Origin of the sequence: Pseudomonas sp. TMW22080, from assembly GCF_022496745.1 — a bacterium.
In the GTDB taxonomy this organism is placed as follows: domain Bacteria; phylum Pseudomonadota; class Gammaproteobacteria; order Pseudomonadales; family Pseudomonadaceae; genus Aquipseudomonas; species Aquipseudomonas bubulae.
The window spans coordinates 1,280,742-1,299,232 of record NZ_SCFF01000001.1 but is presented as its reverse complement, the minus strand read 5'-3'; the positions used below and the strand labels follow the sequence as shown (position 1 = coordinate 1,299,232).

The following is an 18,491-nucleotide window of genomic DNA, read 5'->3' as shown; positions in this document are numbered from 1 at the left end:
GTTCCTACGGCAGCTGCTACGGATGGGATCAGAAACGCTCCAGCCGGTAAGGGTGCAACTCAGGCAGCGCGTGGGCACTGGTTGCCCCCGCCAACTGCGCGATCAGTTCAGCCGTTACCGCTGCCTGGGTCAGGCCCAAATGCTGATGGCCGAAGGCAAGCAGTACCTTGCCGTCGCACACCCGGTCGATGATCGGCAGTGAGTCCGGCAACGACGGGCGAAAGCCCATCCATGGCGTCGCGTCTTCAGCGCTAAGGTCATGGCGCAACAACCCTTTGCTCAGGCGATGCAGCTGCCAGGCGCGCTCCATGCTCGGCGGCGCTTCCAGGCCGGCAAATTCAACTGTACCCGCCAGCCTCAAGCCATCGCTCATCGGGGTCATGATGAATTTGCGTTCCAGTGAGGTGACGGCAAACGGCAGCCGGTCATGCTCGTGGGGCAGCATCAAGTGGTAACCGCGTTCGGTATCCAGCGGAACGTGCTTGCCGGTCAGGGTTGCGGTGAGTTTGGCCGAGTGGGCGCCGCAGGCGATCACGACCCGGCGGGCGGACACCTGGCCCTGGGCTGTCATCAGAGAAACTCCGGCCTCACTCAGTTGCCCGCCTGTGACCTGTTGCTTGAGAAACTGCACACCGCACTTCCTGGCAGCCTCTACCAGTTCGCAGACCACGCGATAGGGGTCGATAAAGTGCCCCGTGGCCGGAAAAAACAACCCGCCCTGAATCTGCTCGCTCAGTTGCGGCGCTGCCTTGTGTATGGCCCTGGCCTCCCAGAACTCGACCGGTACCTGCTGCTGGCGCATGCGTGCCTGCAGTGCCAGAAGTGGCTGCCGGGACTCGGAACGTTCGTACACCAGCAACGAACCGTCTTCGCGCATCAGGCCCGGGCAGTCAATGCCCTCCAGCAGCCTGTGCCAGGCACCCAGGCTGCTTTCGTTAAGGGCCCGAATACCGGCTACAGTGCGCTGAAAGGGCGCCTTGCGCAGGTTCAGCAGCAGACGCGTGAACCACGGCAGGGCCCGGGGCATATATTTCCAGTCCAGGCGCAGGGGGCCCATCGGGTCCATCAGCATGGCCGGCAAGCGCTTGAGAATCGACAGGTCGGCAATCGGGAACACCTGTTCGGTGGCCAGGTGCCCGGCATTGCCGAATGAGGCGCCATGGCCCGGTTCCTGCGGGTCGATGACCACCACCCGCTGGCCCTGGCGCGCCAGTTGCAGGGCACAGGCGACGCCGATGATTCCGGCGCCGACCACGGCAATGTCAGCTGTGTTTCCAGCGAAGTGATCAGGCATTTTCCAGTACTTCTCTGTGGCCATCGAGCAGGCGGCGCAAGTGCAGCGGGTTGGCGTGCTTGAGCGCGGTGGGCAGCAAGCTGTCAGGGAAGTCCTGATAGCAGACAGGACGCAGGAAGCGCTGGATGGCCGCAGTGCCAACCGAGGTGGTGCGGGTGTCCGAAGTCGCCGGGAAAGGCCCGCCGTGGACCATCGCGTCGCACACCTCAACCCCCGTTGGCCAGCCATTGACCAGCAAGCGACCAGCCTTGCGTTCCAGGGTCGCAAGCATGGCCCTGGCACTGTCGAGGTCGGCTTCATCCAGTTGCAGGGTGATGGTCAATTGGCCTTCAAGGTGCTCGAGCACCTGGCGGATCTCCTCGTCATCGGCGCATTGCACCACCAGCGCCGCAGCACCAAAGACTTCGGCCTGCAATGCAGGGTCGGCGAGGAAGTCCCCGGCCCGGGTCACAAACAGATGGGCCTGGCACTGGTTGGGTGTCTCCCCCCTCAAGCCGGCAGCGGCCTCTTGAGCACTGTTCAGTTCCTGCAAAGAGCCAATACCGGCTTCATAGGCCTGGAAAATCCCAGGAGTGAGCATCGTCTGGGCCGGGCTTTGCTGGACCAGCCGGGCAGCTGTGCTGATAAATCTATCCAGTGCCGGCCCTTGATGGCCGATAACCAGACCCGGGTTGGTGCAAAACTGGCCTGCCCCCTGGGTCAAAGATGCAACAAAGCCCTGCGCCAGTGATTCGCCGCGAGCCTGCAGCGCAGCGGGGAACAGCAGTACCGGGTTGATCGAGCTCATCTCCGCATACACCGGTATGGGTTCGGGGCGTGCTGCTGCCACTTTGCACAAAGCCATGCCGCCACTGCGCGAGCCGGTAAAGCCGACTGCCTTGATGCGTGGATCGCTGACCAGGGCAACACCGACTTCACGGCCGGAACCGAACAACAGGGAAAAGACCCCTTCAGGCAGGTCCGATTCTTTCACCGCACGGGCAATCGCATGGCCAACCAGTTCGCTGGTGCCAGGGTGGGCGCTGTGGGCCTTGACTACTACCGGACAGCCGGCCGCCAGTGCCGAGGCAGTGTCGCCACCGGCCACGGAGAAGGCCAGCGGGAAGTTGCTGGCGCCGAATACGGCCACCGGGCCCAGTGGCACCTGGCGTTGGCGCAAATCTGCACGGGGCAGTGGTTGGCGCTCGGGCAGCGCGTTGTCGACCCGCACATCCAGCCATTCTCCAGCGCGTACGGTACGGGCAAAGGTACGCAGTTGCTGGCAGGTACGTGCGCGTTCACCGACGATGCGCGGGCGTGGCAGGCCTGATTCGCTGACGGCGCGGTCAATCAATTCATCGCCAAGGGCTTCGATTTCAGCGGCGATGGCTTCCAGAAAAGTGGCGCGAGTTTCCAGTGAGGTCTCGCGAAAGCTGTCAAAAGCCTCCTGGGCCAGGGTGCACGCCTGCTCGACATGTTCGCTGCCGCCGCCAAGGTAGGCCGGTTCGAGCACAGTGCCGGTGGCGGGATTGATCGCCCGGATCGCTTCGCGGTTACCGGTGATGGCTTGCTGACCGATCAGCATGTTGCCTGTCAGAGTCATGGCGTGTTCCTAAAAATGGGTTGGCTGGAACAAGGCGGCGCACATGATGTGCGCCGCTGTTCAGGGATGCAGGGCTGCGCTGCGGGTCAGGCGACGTTCTGTTCGGCGGACCAGGTTTTGTACCACTGGCGGAACAGGCTGTACTGGTTCTCGGCGTAGTGGCGTTGGGCATCGCTCAGCGCATCGGTGTCGTTGAAGTGCAGGCTGTATTCTGTGTCGCCATTGAGCACCATCAGGTGCTTGTAGTAGAGCACCAGGTCAGTGCCTTCATCGAACGACGAGAGCACCGCCAGGGCGGCTTCCAGCTCGCGGGCCAGGCGACGGGCTTTAGGGTCGCCCTTGGCCGCTTGCTTGCTCAGTGCCACCAGGTGCAGCACTTCGCGAGGCAGGGCGTTGCCGATGCCGGTAATGGCGCCGGTGGCGTTGCAGTTGACGAAGCCATGCACAACCTGGGTGTCGACGCCGACCATCAGGGTCACATCATCGTCTTTGGAAGTGATGTGTTCGGCGGCGTAACGCATGTCGGCAGCACCGCCGAACTCTTTGAAGCCGATCAGGTTCGGGTATTGGCTACGCAGTTCGAAGAACAGGTCGGCGCGGGTGGCGAAGCCGTAGTACGGGCTGTTGTAGATAACCGCCGGTAGCTGTGGAGCGGCTTGCAGGATGGCGGCGAAGTGAGCTTTTTGCGCAGCAGGCGAGGCTGCACGGGACAGCAGGCGTGGAATCACCATCAGGCCCTGGGCGCCAACTTTGGCAGCGTGTGCCGCATGGGACACCGCTTCGCGGCTGTTTACGGCGCCGGTGCCGACGATGGTTGGGATGCCCGCAGCTACCAGGCGTGCCACACCTTCCTGGCGCTCGGCTTCGGTCAGCAATGGCCAGTCACCCATGGAGCCGCAGTACACCACGGCACTCATGCCGATATCGATCAGTTCGCGGCCCTTGGCCACCAGCGCGTCGAAGTCCGGCTTGCGCTCGGCGGTGCAAGGGGTCATCAGGGCAGGCATGCAACCGGTGAAAATGTTATCGCTCATTGTTCTAACTCCTCGAGTCGTTTATTCGGATGTGTTTACGGCGAAGGGATTAAATGCCCCACGCGAAAGGATCTTTTTCGTCAATCAGCAGCATGCTGTCGGCAGTCATAAAGGCTTGGCCGGTAATGAACGGGCGAATGCGCTCGCCGTCCCATTGATAACTGCCGACAAACTGGCTGGCGGTGATGCTGGCCTGCACCCAGGGCTGGCCTGGAGCCAGCTTGCCGTCGGCGGCCAGGCACGCCAGCTTGGCGCTGGTGCCGGTGCCACAGGGCGAGCGGTCATAGGCCTTGCCCGGGCACATGACAAAGTTGCGGCTGTCGGCCTTGTCGTCGTCGGCAAACAGTTCGATATGGTCGATCAGGGCACCGTCTTCGCCGTGGATACCCTGTGCCTCAAGGGCCTTGAGCATGGTCCAGGTGTACTCGGTCAGGGCTTCGACATTGTCCAGTTGCAGTGTCTTGCCGTGATCGGAGACCAGGAAGAACCAGTTGCCGCCCCAGGCAATATCGCCCTGCACACGGCCATGCCCCGGCACCTCAACGGCGACCTGCTGGCGGTAGCGGTAGGAGGGCACATTGCCTACGGTGACCTTGCCATCTGGATGCAGGGTGGCGGTGACCGGGCCGACCGGGGTGTCGATCTTGTGCTCGCCGATCTCGATCTGGCCCAGGTGATGCAGGGAGGCGATCAGGCCGATGGTGCCGTGGCCGCACATGCCCAGATAACCGGCATTGTTGAAGAAGATCACCCCGCACGTGGCATCCGCCGACACGGGCTCGCAGTACAGTGCACCGACCAGTACATCGTTGCCTCGGGGCTCCAGCAGGCAGGCCCGGCGCCATTGGTCATGCTGGTCGCGCAGGGTGTCACGCTGCTCGGCAATGCTGCGCCCGGCTAGTTGCGGGAAGCCTTTGATCACCACGCGGGTAGGTTCGCCGCCGGTATGTGAATCAATGATATGGACTTGCTTCATGAACGTATCCCTTGGAAGAGAACAACGGCTCGGAGGACTACTGTGGTTAACGGTGTCTCAGGATGAAGTCTGGATAAACGCCCCCGTGGCGTGGCTGGCCGGGGTGTTACTGGCAAGTTCCGGGGCTTCTTCGCTGTCCTCGTCGTCTTCCAGCCGGACCAGATGAGCCGGCACGCCGGTGGCCGCGCCCCAGTAATAGATGCCTGTCGCGCAAGCTGCGACGACCAGGGTGTCAAACGGGTGGGCAAGTACGCCCAGGCCACCGAAAGTGCCGAGTTTGGACAGCACCATGGTTACGACGTAGAAGCCGATCAGCCACAAGGATGAGCGTACTTGCTGGCCCAGGCTCAGGTGGTTGGTCGGTACGAATCGCGAACACAGCAGGTACACCACGAACATCACGATTTGCAGGCCGAGCAGCCAGGACACGGTGTTCCAGCCTGACCAGTAAACAATCAGCGCAGCGACGATAAATGACAGCGGCCCCATCACCCCCATCCACTTGACCCGGAACGGGCGCGGCATGTCTGGGGCATTGCGGCGCAATGCGGCCACGGACACCGGTGCCACTGCGTAGCTCAGTACCAGGGCGGCAGATACCACGCTGATCAGGGCTTCCCAGGACGGGAAAGGCAGGGTCCAGAACACCGACAGGCCAAAGGTCAGCCACAGCGCCGGGCGCGGGATGCCGGACTTTTCATCGATGCGGGTGAAAATCTTGAAAAACGTGCCGGTTTGCGCCCAGCCATAAATCACCCGCGGCGTGGCATTCATGTAAATGTTGCCGCAGCCGCTTGGCGAGATCACCGCGTCGGCCACCACCAGATAAGCCAGCCAGCCCACACCCAGAGCCAGGGCGATGTCGCGATAGGGCAATGCCAGTTCCTTGGTCACGCCGGCCCAGCCGTTGGCCAGCATTTCAGAGGGTACGCCGCCGAGGAAGGCCACTTGCAGCAGCACATAAATCACGGTCGACAACAGGACCGACAGGATCAGGGCAATCGGGATGGTGCGTTGCGGGTTCTTCACTTCACTGGCCACCGAAATGATCGGTGTCAGGCCCAGATAGGCGAAGATAATGCCGCCTGCAGAAACGGCCATCTGCACACCCGACAGGCCGAACGGGGCGAAGCCCTGGGCGTAGAGATTTTCCGGTTTGAAGAAGGTGAACAGCACGCCGATGACCAGCAGCGGCACGATAAATTTGAATACGCTGACCAGGTTATTGGCCATGGCGAATGTCTTCACGCTTCGGTAGTTGAGCATGAAAAACAGGCACAGCAGGCCGAACTGCAGGAGCCAGCCCAGGATCGAAGGGTCACTGGAGCCGGCCTTGGTCAGCTCGGGGAACCATGCCGCGGCGTATTGGCGGGCGGCGACCACTTCAATTGCCACCAGGCTGGAGAAGGCGATCAGGGTGATAAAGCCCATCAAGTAACCGAGCAACGGGCCATGGGAGTAAACCGGGTAACGAATGACGCCACCGGCGCGCGGCAGGGCAGCGCCCAGCTCGCAGTAAACGATGCCTAGCAACAGCACGGAAAAACCGCCCAGCAGCCAGGAAAAAATCCCAGCCGGGCCAGCGATCGCTGACACATGACTGGCTGCAAACAACCAGCCGGAACCGAAGATGGCACCCAGACCGATAAAGGTCAGGTCCATCAGTGAGAGCTGTTTCTTGAATTTGCCTTTACCTGACATAGCGTCGCCTTTTTGTGAGTTATTGGTTAGGCAGGTGTGATGTCATTTGCCATTGCGCCAATACGGTTGGCGGGTGTGCAATGGCGCTAGATTGAACGTCGGGGAAAGTTTGCGATTGATCTTTTCCATTGAAGCCGATGACGAAATCAGCACAATGCACCCAGGCGGCCGATACCTGGCCAGTGGTGGGAGAGTGAGTTTGATGACGCAGAATGCTTTTGCAATCCTGAGCCAGGGCAGCGAGTTGAGCCGCCCCGAGAGTCTTGAGCAGTTGCTCTCGGGGGTAGCCCTGTTGCTACCGATGCTCGATGCCATCCCCAATGCCGCGATCTTCATCAAGGACAATGCCGCGCGCTATGTACTGGCCAACCGCACCCTGGTCCAGCGCTGCGGCCTCAAGCAGTTGCAACCCCTGCTCGGCAAAACCAGCGCCGAGGTATTCCCCGCGCAGTTGGGGCCGGGCTATACCGAGCAGGATCGCCAGGTGCTGGAGCAGGGGCTGGTGCTAGAGGACCAGCTGGAACTGCATCTGTACGGGACCCGGGAGCCTGGCTGGTGCCTGACCCACAAGCGCCCGCTGTACAATCTCCAGGGCGAGATCATCGGCCTGGCTGGGATCTCCGTGGACTTGCAATCAGCCAGTGATACCCACCCGGCGTACCAGCGGCTGGCGGCAGTGGATGAGCACATTCGCACGCATTTCAACCGCCGCGTTACCCTGGGTGAGTTGACCCGTATTGCCGGAATCTCCGTGGCGCAACTGGAGCGCTACTGCAAGCGTGTGTTTCACCTGACGCCACGGCAGATGATCCAGAAGGTGCGTCTGGAACACGCCCATAGGCTGTTGCTGACCGATATTCCGATTACCCAGGTGGCCCTGCAGTGCGGATACACCGACCACAGCGCATTCACCCGCCAATTCAAGGCATTGACCGGCTTTACCCCGCGCCAGTATCGCCAGGCCACGGCACAGTGAGAGTGTCGCCGCGCTTGTGATTTTTATCAGCGCCTCTATGTATTTCGTCGCGCCGGGGTGCTAAGAGTCTGCCCTGGCCAATGCAACCTGCTGGAGAACGACCGCGAGTGAGTACCAACATCATCACCAGGCAAGGCCATGAAGCCCTGAAGCAGGAGCTTGACTACCTGTGGCGGGAAAAGCGCCCGGATACCACACGCAAGGTGACCTGGGCAGCATCACTGGGTGATCGCAGCGAAAACGCTGACTACCAGTACAACAAGAAGTTGCTGCGCGAGATTGACCGACGGGTGCGCTACCTGCGCAAGCGCCTCGAGGATGTACGGGTGGTTGATTACTCGCCGGAGCAGGAAGGCCGGGTGTTTTTTGGTGCCTGGGTCGAAATTGAAAACGAGGCCGGGGACGTCAAGAAATTCCGCATTGTGGGTTACGACGAAATCTACGGACGCAACGACTACATCTCCATCGACTCACCGATGGCCCGTGCGCTGTTGAAGAAAGAGGTTGGCGACGAGGCAGTGGTGCAGACACCGAGCGGGGAAGTGCTGTGGTGGATCAACGAGATTTATTACGAGAAAAGCTAGGGTAAAACCTGGGCGGATATTTAGCCGCTGCAGGGTTTAACTGGTGTACCGCGTACATATCCGGCATCTGCGTTTAACTGGAATATTGGTTTCGCCCTTACGGCGAGTCACTTTTTCCAGACGCCGAAAAAGTAACCAAAAAGGCTTGCCCCTGGCGTACGGCCTTCGCTGCGCTCAGGTTCCCTCGTTCCGGTCCCGCTCCGTGGGCCCGCCGCCACGGGCCATCCATGGCCCATCGCGGCTCTCCCGGCATCCATGCCGGTCGACCCACTGCGCAGAACCTCCTCTCGGCCTCCCGATGGGGCGGGTAGATCAAGATCAAAAGCCGTCGAGGCGGCCGACCGGCCGGCCTGTTTGAATGCAGGATTTTCGACTGACATATCTCCCTGTGGGAGCCGGGCTTGCCCGCGATGCAGGCACCTCGTTCTATCTGGAGGAACAAAGTGCTGCCATCGCGGGCAAGCCCGCTCCCATAACAGAGCCGGAGGGAGCCGGCGAACCTTGGCGAATCGGCCGAATGGTAGGGCGAGGACCTTTTGGTTCCTTTTGGGTCCTTTCAAAATGGACTCGCCGTAAGGGCGAAACCAATATTTCAGTTATACGCAAATGCCGGATGTGTACGCGGCGTAACAGTTGATTCCCAAAACGACGATCGCAGCCTCGCTGCGCTCGTCAACGCCAGGATTTATAGTGTCTGGCCATATCAACCCTCGCGCAACACCGTCAACGGGCTGGCATTCAGCGCCCTGCGTGTGCCAAACACCCCCGCACCGCCCACCATCACCGCGCCCAGCACCGGCAACAGCAACAACCACGGATGTGGGTGCCACGGCAGGTCAAAGGCAAAGCGGTAAAGCACCAGACTGACCAGTTCGGCCCCCAGCGCCGCCAGCAGGCCGCTGGTGGCGCCCAGCAGGCCGAACTCGATGCGCCGGGCCTTTACCAGCAGTTGTCGCTCGGCCCCCAGCGCGCGCAGCAGGGCGCCCTGGCGAATGCGTTCATCCAGGGTGGATTGCAAGCCGGAAAACAGCACCGCCATGCCCGCCGCCAACACAAACAGCAGCACGTATTCCACAGCAATGGTCACTTGCGCCAGGATGCTGCGCAGTTGCTCCAGCAATGCATCGATAGGCAAGATGGTCACAGCCGGGAAGGTGCGCGACAGTTCGATGATTTCCTTGTCGTGTCCCGGTGCCAGGTAAAAGCTGGTGAGGTAGGTGGCCGGCAAGTCCTGCAAGGTGCCAGGCTGGAAAATCATGAAAAAGTTGGGCTGGAAGTTGTCCCAGTTGATGCTGCGCAAACTGGTGACCCGTGCTTCGCGATTGACACCGGCAATGGTGAAGGTCATCAGGTCGCCCAGCTTCAGCTTGAGGCTTTCGGCGACTTTGGCTTCCACTGAAACGCCCGGCACATCGCCTTCGGGCTTCGGGCCCCACCAGCTACCTGCCGTCAGCTGGTTTTCGGCAGGCAGGTCAGCGGCCCAGGTCAGGCTCAGGTCGCGCTGGATGGCCTTGTCGCCACTGGAGTCCTTGCTGACGATGTCCTGCACCGGTTCGCCATTGATGCTGATCAGACGCCCCGGAATGACCGGGTACAGCGGCGCAGCGCGGGCCTGAAGGGTCATCAGGTGGGCGCCGAAAGCCTCCTTGTCGGCCGGCAGGATATTCAGCGCAAAGTAGTTGGGTGCATCTTTGGGCAACTGGTTTTGCCAGGTGTCGAGCAATTCGCCGCGCAGCAGGGCGATCAGGGCCATCGACAGCAGGATCAGGCCAAAGGCCAGGGCCTGGCCCGCCGCGGCCAGCGGATGGCGCAGCAACTGACCCAGCCCCAGGCGCCAGGGCAGTGAGGCACGGGCCAGCAGGCGGCGCAGACTTTGCAGGCCCAGCAGCAGGATTCCGCCAAGCACCACGGCGGCAATCACGCCACCCCCGAGCAGGGCGAAAGTCAGCACCAGGTCCAGGCTCATGCGCCACATGATCAGCCCCAGTGCCAGCAGCGCCGCGCCGTAGACGGTCCAGGTGCTGGCCGGAATCGGCAGCAAATCGCGGCGCAACACCCGCAGTGGAGGTACGCGGCCCAGTGCCGCGAGCGGCGGCAAGGCGAAACCAGCCAGCGCCACCAGCCCGGTACCCATCCCGGCAATCGCCGGCATCAGGCCGCCGGGCGGTACGTTAGCCGGTAGCAGGTCATGCAACAGGGCGAACAGTCCAAGTTGCGCGAGCCAGCCGAGAAAGGCGCCGGCGAGGCTGGCCAGCAGCCCGAGCACACTCAGTTGCAGGGTAAACAACCAGAGTGTTTCGCGCCGTGACAGGCCGAGGCAACGCAGCAGGGCGCTGGCATCGAAACGCCGATTGGCAAAGCGGGTGGCAGACAACGCTACGGCCACGCCCGCCAGCAGCACCGCCACCAGGCTGGCCATGTTCAGGTAACGCTCGGCCTTGCCCAGCGCACCGCCGATCTGCTGGTTGCCGTCACGGCCGTCCAGGAGGCGCTGGTTGGCGTCCAGGCCAGGCTTGATCACCTGGCGATACGATTCCAGCGCCGGTGCTTCACCGCGCCACAGTTCGCGGTAGGTGACACGGCTGCCCGGTTGTACGATGCCGGTGGCGGCAAGGTCGTCCAGATTGATCAGTACTCGTGGGGTCAGGCTGTAAAGGTTGCCGGCCCGGTCGGGTTCGTAAGTCAGCACACGGGTGATACGCACGGTTTTTGAACCGACATCGATTTCATCGCCGACCTTCAGGTCCAGCGCGGTCAGCAGTCGGGCTTCGGCCCAGGCCTCACCGGATTTGGGACCGCCCCCAGGCTGTTCTTCGGCATAGGGCTGCGGGGCGCTTTTCAGTTCGCCGCGCAACGGGTAGGCATCGTCTGCCGCCTTGATGCTGGAGAGCTGAATGCCATTGTCGGTGGCAATCACGCTGGCGAATTCGACTACGCGGGCGTGTTCGAGGCCCAGGTCGTTGCCGACCTTGATTTGTTCTTCTCGGGCCGGGGCCGTGCCATCAAGCACCAGGTCGGCGCCGAGGAACTCAGTGGCACGCAACAACATCGCGCCATTGAGGCGGGCCCCGAAGTAGCCGATGGCCGTGCTGGCCGCCACGGCGACCAGCAGGGCGAAGAACAGCACCCGCAGCTCGCCGGCGCGGGCATCGCGCAGTAATTGGCGTACGGCCAGACTCAGCATGCGCAACAGCGGCAGACGTGCCATCAGGGCTCCAGAGGGCCGACCAGATGGCCAGCTTCAAGACGGATCAGGCGCCGGCAACGATGGGCCAGGCGTTCGTCATGGGTCACCAGCACCAGGGTGGTGCCGTTTTCCTTGTTCAGTTCAAAGAGCAGGTCGGTGATGCGCTCGCCAGTGTGGCTGTCCAGGTTGCCGGTGGGTTCATCGGCAAACAGCACGTCGGGATTGGCGGCAAATGCCCGGGCAATGGCGACCCGTTGCTGCTCGCCGCCGGACAGCTGGCGTGGCGAGTGACTCAGGCGCTGGCCCAGGCCGACGCGTTCCAGCAGGTGGCGGGCATGCTCGCGGGCATCCTTGCGACCCTCCAGTTCCAGCGGCAGCATGACGTTTTCCAGGGCATTGAGGCTGTCGAGCAGCTGGAATGACTGGAACACAAAGCCCACGTGTTCGGCCCGCACCCGGGCGCGCTGGTCTTCGTCCAGGGTGCTCAGGGCCCGCCCGGCCAGGATTACTTCGCCCTGGCTGGGCAGGTCGAGGCCGGCGAGCAGGCCCAGCAGCGTCGATTTGCCTGAACCTGAGGCGCCGACAATCGCCAGGCTGTCGCCCTTGCTCAGTTCGAGGCTCAAGGAGTGCAGGATGGTTAACTCGCCTTCCGCGCTGGGAACCACTTTGCTAAGGTTCTGCGCGGTGAGAATACTTTCGCCCATGGAGAATCCAATGCGTGTGTGGTTTTTAAGTGTTGCTCTGGCCCTGATGTGCGTGGCACAGACGGCAACGGCGGGAACTGTCTTGATCGTCGGCGATAGTATCAGCGCGGCTTTCGGCCTGGATACCCGTCAGGGATGGGTGTCTTTGCTCGAACAGCGGCTCAGGGAGCAAGGCTACGACGACAAGGTGGTCAATGCTTCGATCAGTGGCGACACCAGCGCCGGAGGGCTGGCGCGGCTTCCTGCGCTGCTTGCAGAGCATAAACCGGATGTAGTGATTGTCGAGCTGGGTGGCAACGATGGCCTGCGCGGGCAGCTCCCTGCGCAATTGAAACAAAATCTTGCAGGAATGATCGATGCCTCGCAGCAGGCGGGTGCCAAGGTGTTGCTGTTGGGGATGCAATTGCCGCCCAATTATGGCGCGCGTTACACCCGGGCTTTTGCTGCGGTGTACAGCGAGCTGGGCAAGGAAAAAAACGTTGCCCTGGTGCCGTTTTTGCTTGAGGGCGTGGGCGGCAAGCCCGAACTGATGCAGGCCGATCGCATCCACCCGGCAGTCGGTGCGCAGGGGCTTTTGCTGGATAATGTGTGGCCGGCGTTAAAACCCCTGCTTTGATGCTTTTCTAGTGGCAGTGTTTCGGCTAAGGTGGCGCCCCCCCGATTTGGAGCCCTCGATGTCGCGTCCTGCCTGGTCTTTATATGCCTATCAACTGATCGAGCCCGATGAGCAGCTCGATCTGTTCGCCTGCCAGGAGGTACGGGTGCATCTGGTGACACGTCAACTGGAGCTGGGAGGCACCATTGACCGCACCTTATGTGGCTCATTGCTGCCGGCGCAACCGCGTTGGTCGGATGTCACCCGCAAGGTGTTTCAGGACCACCGGTTATGCCCGCTGTGCCGGGCAATCATCGAGTCGCAGCGCCGGGGCACGGAGCCCATCTGGCCAGAGTTGCGCTTTGAACTATGATCTTACCTGTTTGATGCCCTGACCGGCTCACGCTCCCCGTGGGCGCGGTGTACACTCCCTTTTTTTGTCCCCCGTTGATTATGCGAAGGATGTTCCGGATGTTGTCGCGCCTACCTGCAGTTACCCGCTACCTGTCCGTTGCCGCACTTTGTGTTGCGGGTCCCGCGGTCGCGCTTGAATTCCCGCTGCCACCGCCTGGCGAAGATGTCGTTGGCGAAGTGCAGGTGATCAAAGGCAAGTACGAAGACTCCTTTGCCGACCTGGGTAACCAGTACGAGCTGGGCTATTCGGAAATGATCGCTGCCAACCCCGGGGTAGACGCCTGGCTGCCGGTCAAAAAGAACCCGGACGGCACCCTCGTCGATACCGATATCGTGTTGCCGACCCAGTTCATCCTGCCGCCGGGCAAGCGTGAGGGGATCGTGATCAACCTCGCTGAATACCGCCTGTATTATTATCCCAAGGACCAGAACAAGGTTTACACCTTCCCGCTGGGGATTGGCCGCGAAGGTTGGGGATCGCCCCTGGGGCAAACCAAAATCACCGCAAAGACGCCCAATCCGACCTGGACACCGCCGGCTTCGATCAAGGCCGAGCACGCCAAAAATGGCGACCCGCTACCTAACGTGGTGCCCGCAGGCCCCGATAACCCGCTGGGTCCGTTCAAGTTCACCCTCGGCATGCCGGGCTACCTGATCCACGGCTCCAACGCCAAGTTCGGCATTGGCACGGGCACCAGCCACGGCTGCTTCCGCATGCTTAACCAGAACGTGCTGCAAATGGCGCAGATGGTGCCGGTGGGTACGCCGGTGCGGATCATCAACGAGCCGTACAAAATTGGCGTCAGTGGCGGCAAGGTGTTCCTTGAAGTTCACGAGCCGTTGAACGTGAAGGATGGTTCGTTGCTGGCCGTGAGCGACAAGTCGCACTTGACCCCTGAAGACTTGCAGAACAAGTACGCAGGCTTCATGAACTTCCTGCTCAAGCATCAGGACCTTGAAAACAGCATCCAGATAGACAAGGATCTGGCATTCCCGGTAGTGGGAGCAGAAACCGGCATACCTGCAGTAATCGGCACAACCAATACCGGTATGGCTACTGGCCAGTCGCTGGATTATGTGCAGTAAGCCGTACTGAACAAGCGCAATAAAAAGCCGCCCCGGTTAATACCCCTGGCGGCTTTTTTATTGCCTGTTTAGTGACCGGCAGGCAATAAAAAAGCCGACCTATAAATAGGTCGGCTTGATAACAGTCCCGAAGGACTATTACTTGCGGCTTGCTTTTTCAAGCATGCGCAGAGCGCGCTCGTTAGCTTCGTCAGCAGTCTGTTGTGCTTTTTGAGCAGCAGCCAGAGCTTCATCAGCTTTACGGTAGGCTTCGTCAGCACGAGCCTGGGAGCGAGCTGCTGCATCTTCAGTTGCAGTCAGACGGGCTTCAGTTTCTTTAGATACGCTGCTGCAACCGGTAGCCAGAACTGCGGCCAATGCCAGAGCAGAGAATTTCAGAACGTTGTTCATCGTGTTCCCCTTCAAGGACTTTCTAATTGAAGCTGTTCCTTCAAAGTGAGGAAACAGCCGGCGTACATAGTACCCATTACTTGTAGTAAGTAAAATGACCTAGCGCAAGAACCAAAAAAAATAATTGGCTGGCAATCTCGGTAGGCTAGCTTTAACAGATTGTGTTTGTAAAACAGTCAGTTTGGAGTGCACGAAGTGGCATCAGAGTGATGGCGCAGCGTGACTTTAAGTGCGGTTGTACGTCATAGCCTCAACCTTCCGGAAAATGTTCAGGGCCGGGTCAAGGATGTCGGGCCGGCGAAACGTTTGGGCGGGCCTGATCTGCTGACAACTGGCTGCCCCGGGAAGTGAACATTTGCACTAGAGTGGCTACTCTCTAATCAGGCCTGCCGGCACATCCCGGGCTGGCAGCGCGTGCGTGATGGCGTAGTAGTTCCCTCGGCGGAAAAACATCAGTAAGGTAGGGGTCACACTACAAGACCCGCGAGGAGCAATGATGAGCGAGGCGTTGTCTATCCACCATGACCAGGCAGGTCACCAGTTTGAGACCACTGTCGACGGTCATCGTGCTTACCTGACCTACATGGATCTGGGCAAGCAGACTCTGGATATCTATCGCACGTTTGTGCCTAACGCCCTGCGTGGTCGGGGTATTGCGGCAGCCTTGACGGAGCAGGCGCTCGATTACGCAGACAAGATGGGCTATGAGGTGATTCCCTCATGTTCATACGTTGAGCGCTATATGGAACGCCACAAGCGCCCTCAGGCCAATACCTGAAGAACACGCACACAAAAACGCCGGGCATGCCCGGCGTTTTTGTGTGCGTCTGCAACCGTGCGGAACTGGCGCCAAACTATTGTGGGAGCGAGCAAGCCCGCTCCCACATGGGCTGTTAGCCGCGGGTGCGCTTTGGCAACACATCCTTGAGCTTGGCATGCATGCTGCGCAAGGTGGTCTCGGTAGCCGACCAGTCGATGCAGGCATCAGTGATCGACACGCCGTACTGCAAGTCTTCAAGGTTTTTAGGAATTGCCTGGCAGCCCCAGTTCAAGTGACTCTCAACCATCAGGCCGATAATCGACTGGTTGCCCTCGACGATCTGGTTGGCCACGTTTTCCATGACCAGCGGCTGCAGGGCCGGGTCCTTGTTGGAATTGGCGTGGCTGCAATCGACCATGATGTTCGGGGTGATCCTGGCCTTGGTCAGTGCCTGCTCGCAGAGCGCAACGCTGACGGAGTCATAGTTCGGTTTGCCGTTGCCGCCGCGCAATACCACATGACCGTAGGCATTGCCCTTGGTGGTGACGATCGACACGCCGCCTTCCTGGTTGATACCCAGGAAACGATGCGGGCTTGAAACCGACTGCAAGGCATTGATCGCAACCGTCAGGCCGCCATCGGTGCCGTTCTTGAAGCCTACGGCCGAAGACAGGCCGGACGCCATTTCACGGTGAGTCTGGGACTCAGTGGTGCGTGCGCCGATGGCCGACCAGCTGATGAGGTCCTGCAAGTACTGCGGGGAAATCGGGTCGAGGGCTTCAGTTGCGGTTGGCAGGCCCATTTCGGCCAGGTCCAGCAGCAGCTTGCGACCAATATGCAGACCGTCCTGGATCTTGAACGAGTCGTCCAGATACGGGTCGTTGATAAGGCCTTTCCAGCCCACGGTGGTACGGGGCTTTTCGAAATAAACCCGCATGACCAGATACAGCGTGTCGCTGACTTCAGCCGCAAGCACCTTCAGGCGCTCGGCGTATTCATGGGCAGCCTTGAGATCGTGAATCGAGCAAGGCCCGATGACAACGAACAGTCGATGGTCAGTGCCATCCAGGATGTTGCGAATCACCTCGCGCCCTTTGGTCACGGTCCGCAGCGCTGTTTCGCTGAGAGGAATCTCGCGTTTGAGCTGTTCAGGGGTGATCAGGGTTTCGTTGGAGGCAACGTTTAGGTCGTCGATCGGTAAATCAGCCATCGTGTTACTCGTCAGGTCACGGGTGCCGGCCGCCAGCGATCCCCGTGCGGCGGAGCACAGCTTGATTGAGCGCATCGGGGAGCCGAACCTTAACGCGTTATCCGGTAGGTCGACAATGGGCAGGTACAGCTTTAATCCAGCACGGCCTGCGCCATTGCGTGGTCCATGGTGGCTTGCGAGAACTCCACGGCGTGATGAGTGACCCATTCCAGAGCCAGGGCTTGCAGGTCCTGGGGGCAGGGGCTTTGTTGCTGCTGCAGGCGTGAGAAGTGTTCGATCTGACAGACCTGTTCGCCCATTCGCGCACCAAACAGGGTTTGTTCATCAATCAAGGCAACGCCGATGCGGTAACCCTCCTTGCGCTTTTCGCACCAGGCTATATAGCCCGGATAACGTGCGTTTTCCCCCAGGGTAGGCATGGACATATCAACGGCGGTGCCGCATCGCCAGCTTCTGTCGCTGTTGCATGCCACGCCGCCGAGGCTGATAGAGTGCAGCTTCTGGCGCGGCAGTGAAGGTTGGTTGCGTAGCGTTATCTCAACGGGAATATCATCTGGGTGAGGTAAAAAACGACCCATGAATTCGGACTCCAGGTGCCATTAAATTAGTATTGTCTTATGAGTATAGTGACTGCGATGGAACTGACTGACTTTGATGCCGACCAGCTACTGCTGGCACTTCCCGGCACCTCGCTGGTCATCTTTACCGGGGCGGGCTGTTCGGCGTGCCGGGTGGCCCGGCGCATGCTGCCCGGCATGCAATTGCCCGTTGAACGGTTGTGCTGGATTGATGCCGGCAACAACGGCGGGTTGGTCGAGCGCTACGAAATTTTTCATCTGCCTAGCCTGTTTGTGGTGCACAACGGGGCCTTTTACGGTGAGTTGAAATCGCGCCTGAGCGAAGGTGAGCTGGCACATCATGTTCGGCTGGCCTTGATGCTTGAGCCTGACGAGCTACCGTGAAGCAACGTTTGAACCCGCTTTAGTGCTGTGGAGGCGATATGAGCAAAGGCTTAAAGGGCAAGCTGGTGCTGGCCATTTCTTCTCGGGCCCTGTTCGACTTGAGCGATAGCCATCAGGTGTACCTGGCCCAGGGGATCGAGGCGTACCGGCAATACCAGATCGAACATGAAGATGAAGTACTGGCCCCGGGGGATGCCTTTGCGCTGGTCAAGAAGCTCCTGAGCTTTAATGCCAGCCTTGGCCGGGAGCGGGTCGAGGTGGTGCTGGTCTCGCGTAACAGCGCCGATACCGGGCTGCGGGTGTTCAATTCGATCCAGCATTACGGCCTGAATATTTCCCGGGCAGCGTTCTCGGGCGGGCGCAACCCCCATCCCTATCTCAATGCTTTTGGTTGTGATCTGTTTTTGTCGACCCATGCCGAGGATGTGCGCAGTGCCCTGGATGCGGGTTTTGCAGCAGCAACCATTCTCTCGGGTGGCTCACTGCGTGCCGAAAGCAATGAACTGCGGATTGCCTTTGACGGTGATGCGGTGCTGTTTTCCGACGAGTCGGAGCGTGTTTTCCAGTCCGGAGGCCTGGAGGCATTTCAGTCCCTTGAGCGCGAGTCTGCGCGCAATCCGCTGCGGGGCGGGCCCTTCAAGGGCTTTCTGGAGGCTTTAAACCTGTTGCAACGTGAGTTCCCCGATGACAACTGCCCGATTCGCACTGCGCTGGTCACTGCCCGTTCGGCGCCTGCCCATGAACGGGTGATCCGCACGTTGCGTGACTGGGACATTCGTCTGGATGAATCGCTTTTTCTGGGCGGGCTGGATAAATCGGCCTTTCTCGAAGCCTTTGCTGCGGATGTATTTTTTGATGACCAGGCCGGTCATTGCGAGAGGGCGCGCCAGGTGGTGGCGACCGGCCATGTGCCTCACGGCATCAGCAATGAATCCAGGGATTTCGCCCCCGAATAAGCATTGCCGGCGAGTTGCCGAGCGGAGCATCGCACTTGTCCCGACGCTGCTAAGCTCAACTTACTTCGTATATTGACGCT

At 60.5% G+C, this 18,491-nt stretch carries 17 protein-coding genes and 1 pseudogene; 8 read left to right on the top strand and 10 right to left on the bottom strand.

The annotated features are described in order from the left end of the window. Window positions 1–28 precede the first annotated feature (28 nt). The 5 genes from EQV96_RS05645 to EQV96_RS05625 all read right to left on the bottom strand — a co-directional run bounded on the left by EQV96_RS05645 (window position 29) and on the right by EQV96_RS05625 (window position 6,587). Complete coding sequence (locus tag EQV96_RS05645; RefSeq protein WP_095002157.1) at window positions 29–1,294, bottom strand: FAD-dependent oxidoreductase; 1,266 nt, start codon at window positions 1,292–1,294, stop codon at window positions 29–31. Further along, a complete protein-coding gene (locus EQV96_RS05640; RefSeq protein WP_240881542.1) occupies window positions 1,287–2,876 on the bottom strand; it encodes an aldehyde dehydrogenase (NADP(+)) in 1,590 nt (529 codons plus the stop codon). The genes EQV96_RS05645 and EQV96_RS05640 overlap by 8 nt, the downstream gene beginning before the upstream one ends. A gap of 86 nt (window positions 2,877–2,962) precedes the next feature. Beyond that, window positions 2,963–3,910, bottom strand: coding sequence for a dihydrodipicolinate synthase family protein (locus tag EQV96_RS05635; protein WP_095002155.1), 948 nt, complete (start codon window positions 3,908–3,910; stop codon window positions 2,963–2,965). A 49-nt stretch (window positions 3,911–3,959) separates the two neighbouring features. Then, window positions 3,960–4,886, bottom strand: a complete 927-nt coding sequence (locus tag EQV96_RS05630; protein WP_240881540.1) for a 4-hydroxyproline epimerase — start codon at window positions 4,884–4,886, stop codon at window positions 3,960–3,962. Between the two features lie 57 nt (window positions 4,887–4,943). After that, window positions 4,944–6,587 (bottom strand): APC family permease, encoded by a 1,644-nt coding sequence (locus EQV96_RS05625; protein ID WP_240881537.1) that lies wholly within the window; start codon window positions 6,585–6,587, stop codon window positions 4,944–4,946. A gap of 202 nt (window positions 6,588–6,789) precedes the next feature. On the opposite strand from EQV96_RS05625, the gene EQV96_RS05620 reads away from it, so the two are divergent. Both EQV96_RS05620 and greB read left to right on the top strand, forming a co-directional pair. After that, entirely contained in the window at window positions 6,790–7,563 is a 774-nt protein-coding gene (locus EQV96_RS05620) for an AraC family transcriptional regulator (protein WP_095002272.1), read from the top strand. A 107-nt stretch (window positions 7,564–7,670) separates the two neighbouring features. Beyond that, window positions 7,671–8,147, top strand: a complete 477-nt coding sequence (gene greB, locus EQV96_RS05615) for a transcription elongation factor GreB (RefSeq protein WP_029611319.1) — start codon at window positions 7,671–7,673, stop codon at window positions 8,145–8,147. Window positions 8,148–8,850: 703 nt separating this feature from the next. On the opposite strand, the gene EQV96_RS05610 is transcribed toward greB, so the two are convergent. Further along, window positions 8,851–11,355, bottom strand: a complete 2,505-nt coding sequence (locus tag EQV96_RS05610; protein ID WP_095002152.1) for an ABC transporter permease — start codon at window positions 11,353–11,355, stop codon at window positions 8,851–8,853. After that, window positions 11,355–12,038: an ABC transporter ATP-binding protein gene (locus tag EQV96_RS05605; RefSeq protein ID WP_095002151.1), complete on the bottom strand. Its 684-nt coding sequence runs from the start codon at window positions 12,036–12,038 to the stop codon at window positions 11,355–11,357. The genes EQV96_RS05610 and EQV96_RS05605 overlap by 1 nt, the downstream gene beginning before the upstream one ends. Window positions 12,039–12,048: 10 nt before the next feature. Between EQV96_RS05605 and EQV96_RS05600 the strand changes: the two genes are divergently transcribed. The 3 genes from EQV96_RS05600 (at window position 12,049) to EQV96_RS05590 (ending at window position 14,133) form a co-directional block, all read left to right on the top strand. Beyond that, on the top strand, window positions 12,049–12,654 hold the full coding sequence (locus EQV96_RS05600) for an arylesterase (RefSeq protein ID WP_095002150.1): 606 nt from the start codon (window positions 12,049–12,051) through the stop codon (window positions 12,652–12,654). Window positions 12,655–12,712: 58 nt separating this feature from the next. After that, entirely contained in the window at window positions 12,713–13,006 is a 294-nt protein-coding gene (locus EQV96_RS05595; RefSeq protein ID WP_003446817.1) for a hypothetical protein, read from the top strand. A gap of 98 nt (window positions 13,007–13,104) precedes the next feature. After that, a complete protein-coding gene (locus tag EQV96_RS05590; protein WP_095002149.1) occupies window positions 13,105–14,133 on the top strand; it encodes a L,D-transpeptidase family protein in 1,029 nt (342 codons plus the stop codon). A 138-nt stretch (window positions 14,134–14,271) separates the two neighbouring features. Here EQV96_RS05590 and oprI read toward each other — a convergent pair whose 3' ends face one another. Beyond that, on the bottom strand, window positions 14,272–14,523 hold the full coding sequence (oprI, locus tag EQV96_RS05585; protein ID WP_003172710.1) for an outer membrane lipoprotei OprI: 252 nt from the start codon (window positions 14,521–14,523) through the stop codon (window positions 14,272–14,274). Window positions 14,524–15,019: 496 nt separating this feature from the next. Between oprI and EQV96_RS05580 the strand changes: the two genes are divergently transcribed. After that, entirely contained in the window at window positions 15,020–15,301 is a 282-nt protein-coding gene (locus EQV96_RS05580; protein ID WP_019827604.1) for a GNAT family N-acetyltransferase, read from the top strand. 115 nt (window positions 15,302–15,416) lie between these two features. Here EQV96_RS05580 and EQV96_RS05575 read toward each other — a convergent pair whose 3' ends face one another. Together EQV96_RS05575 and EQV96_RS05570 are read right to left on the bottom strand one after the other, a co-directional pair. Then, window positions 15,417–16,493 (bottom strand): 3-deoxy-7-phosphoheptulonate synthase, encoded by a 1,077-nt coding sequence (locus tag EQV96_RS05575; RefSeq protein ID WP_095002271.1) that lies wholly within the window; start codon window positions 16,491–16,493, stop codon window positions 15,417–15,419. Window positions 16,494–16,624: 131 nt separating this feature from the next. Beyond that, window positions 16,625–17,071, bottom strand: coding sequence for a PilZ domain-containing protein (locus EQV96_RS05570; protein WP_095002147.1), 447 nt, complete (start codon window positions 17,069–17,071; stop codon window positions 16,625–16,627). 25 nt (window positions 17,072–17,096) lie between these two features. Here EQV96_RS05570 and EQV96_RS05565 point away from each other — a divergent pair. Both EQV96_RS05565 and EQV96_RS05560 read left to right on the top strand, forming a co-directional pair. Next, a pseudogene (locus EQV96_RS05565) lies at window positions 17,097–17,455 on the top strand (thioredoxin). Between the two features lie 38 nt (window positions 17,456–17,493). Further along, window positions 17,494–18,411: a 5'-nucleotidase gene (locus tag EQV96_RS05560; protein ID WP_095002145.1), complete on the top strand. Its 918-nt coding sequence runs from the start codon at window positions 17,494–17,496 to the stop codon at window positions 18,409–18,411. Window positions 18,412–18,491 lie beyond the last annotated feature (80 nt).

Bases quoted from the DNA above. Each gene is read 5' to 3' on its own strand.
- EQV96_RS05645 (WP_095002157.1), bottom strand. From the start codon at position 1,294: ATGCCTGATCACTTCGCTGGAAACACAGCTGACATTGCCGTGGTCGGC.
- EQV96_RS05630 (WP_240881540.1), bottom strand. From the start codon at position 4,886: ATGAAGCAAGTCCATATCATTGATTCACATACCGGCGGCGAACCTACC.
- EQV96_RS05575 (WP_095002271.1), bottom strand. From the start codon at position 16,493: ATGGCTGATTTACCGATCGACGACCTAAACGTTGCCTCCAACGAAACC.
- EQV96_RS05600 (WP_095002150.1), top strand. From the start codon at position 12,049: ATGCGTGTGTGGTTTTTAAGTGTTGCTCTGGCCCTGATGTGCGTGGCA.
- EQV96_RS05620 (WP_095002272.1), top strand. From the start codon at position 6,790: ATGACGCAGAATGCTTTTGCAATCCTGAGCCAGGGCAGCGAGTTGAGC.
- EQV96_RS05560 (WP_095002145.1), top strand. From the start codon at position 17,494: ATGAGCAAAGGCTTAAAGGGCAAGCTGGTGCTGGCCATTTCTTCTCGG.
- EQV96_RS05590 (WP_095002149.1), top strand. From the start codon at position 13,105: ATGTTGTCGCGCCTACCTGCAGTTACCCGCTACCTGTCCGTTGCCGCA.
- EQV96_RS05595 (WP_003446817.1), top strand. From the start codon at position 12,713: ATGTCGCGTCCTGCCTGGTCTTTATATGCCTATCAACTGATCGAGCCC.
- oprI (WP_003172710.1), bottom strand. From the start codon at position 14,523: ATGAACAACGTTCTGAAATTCTCTGCTCTGGCATTGGCCGCAGTTCTG.
- EQV96_RS05570 (WP_095002147.1), bottom strand. From the start codon at position 17,071: ATGGGTCGTTTTTTACCTCACCCAGATGATATTCCCGTTGAGATAACG.
- EQV96_RS05625 (WP_240881537.1), bottom strand. From the start codon at position 6,587: ATGTCAGGTAAAGGCAAATTCAAGAAACAGCTCTCACTGATGGACCTG.
- EQV96_RS05635 (WP_095002155.1), bottom strand. From the start codon at position 3,910: ATGAGCGATAACATTTTCACCGGTTGCATGCCTGCCCTGATGACCCCT.
- EQV96_RS05640 (WP_240881542.1), bottom strand. From the start codon at position 2,876: ATGACTCTGACAGGCAACATGCTGATCGGTCAGCAAGCCATCACCGGT.
- EQV96_RS05610 (WP_095002152.1), bottom strand. From the start codon at position 11,355: ATGGCACGTCTGCCGCTGTTGCGCATGCTGAGTCTGGCCGTACGCCAA.
- EQV96_RS05605 (WP_095002151.1), bottom strand. From the start codon at position 12,038: ATGGGCGAAAGTATTCTCACCGCGCAGAACCTTAGCAAAGTGGTTCCC.
- EQV96_RS05580 (WP_019827604.1), top strand. From the start codon at position 15,020: ATGAGCGAGGCGTTGTCTATCCACCATGACCAGGCAGGTCACCAGTTT.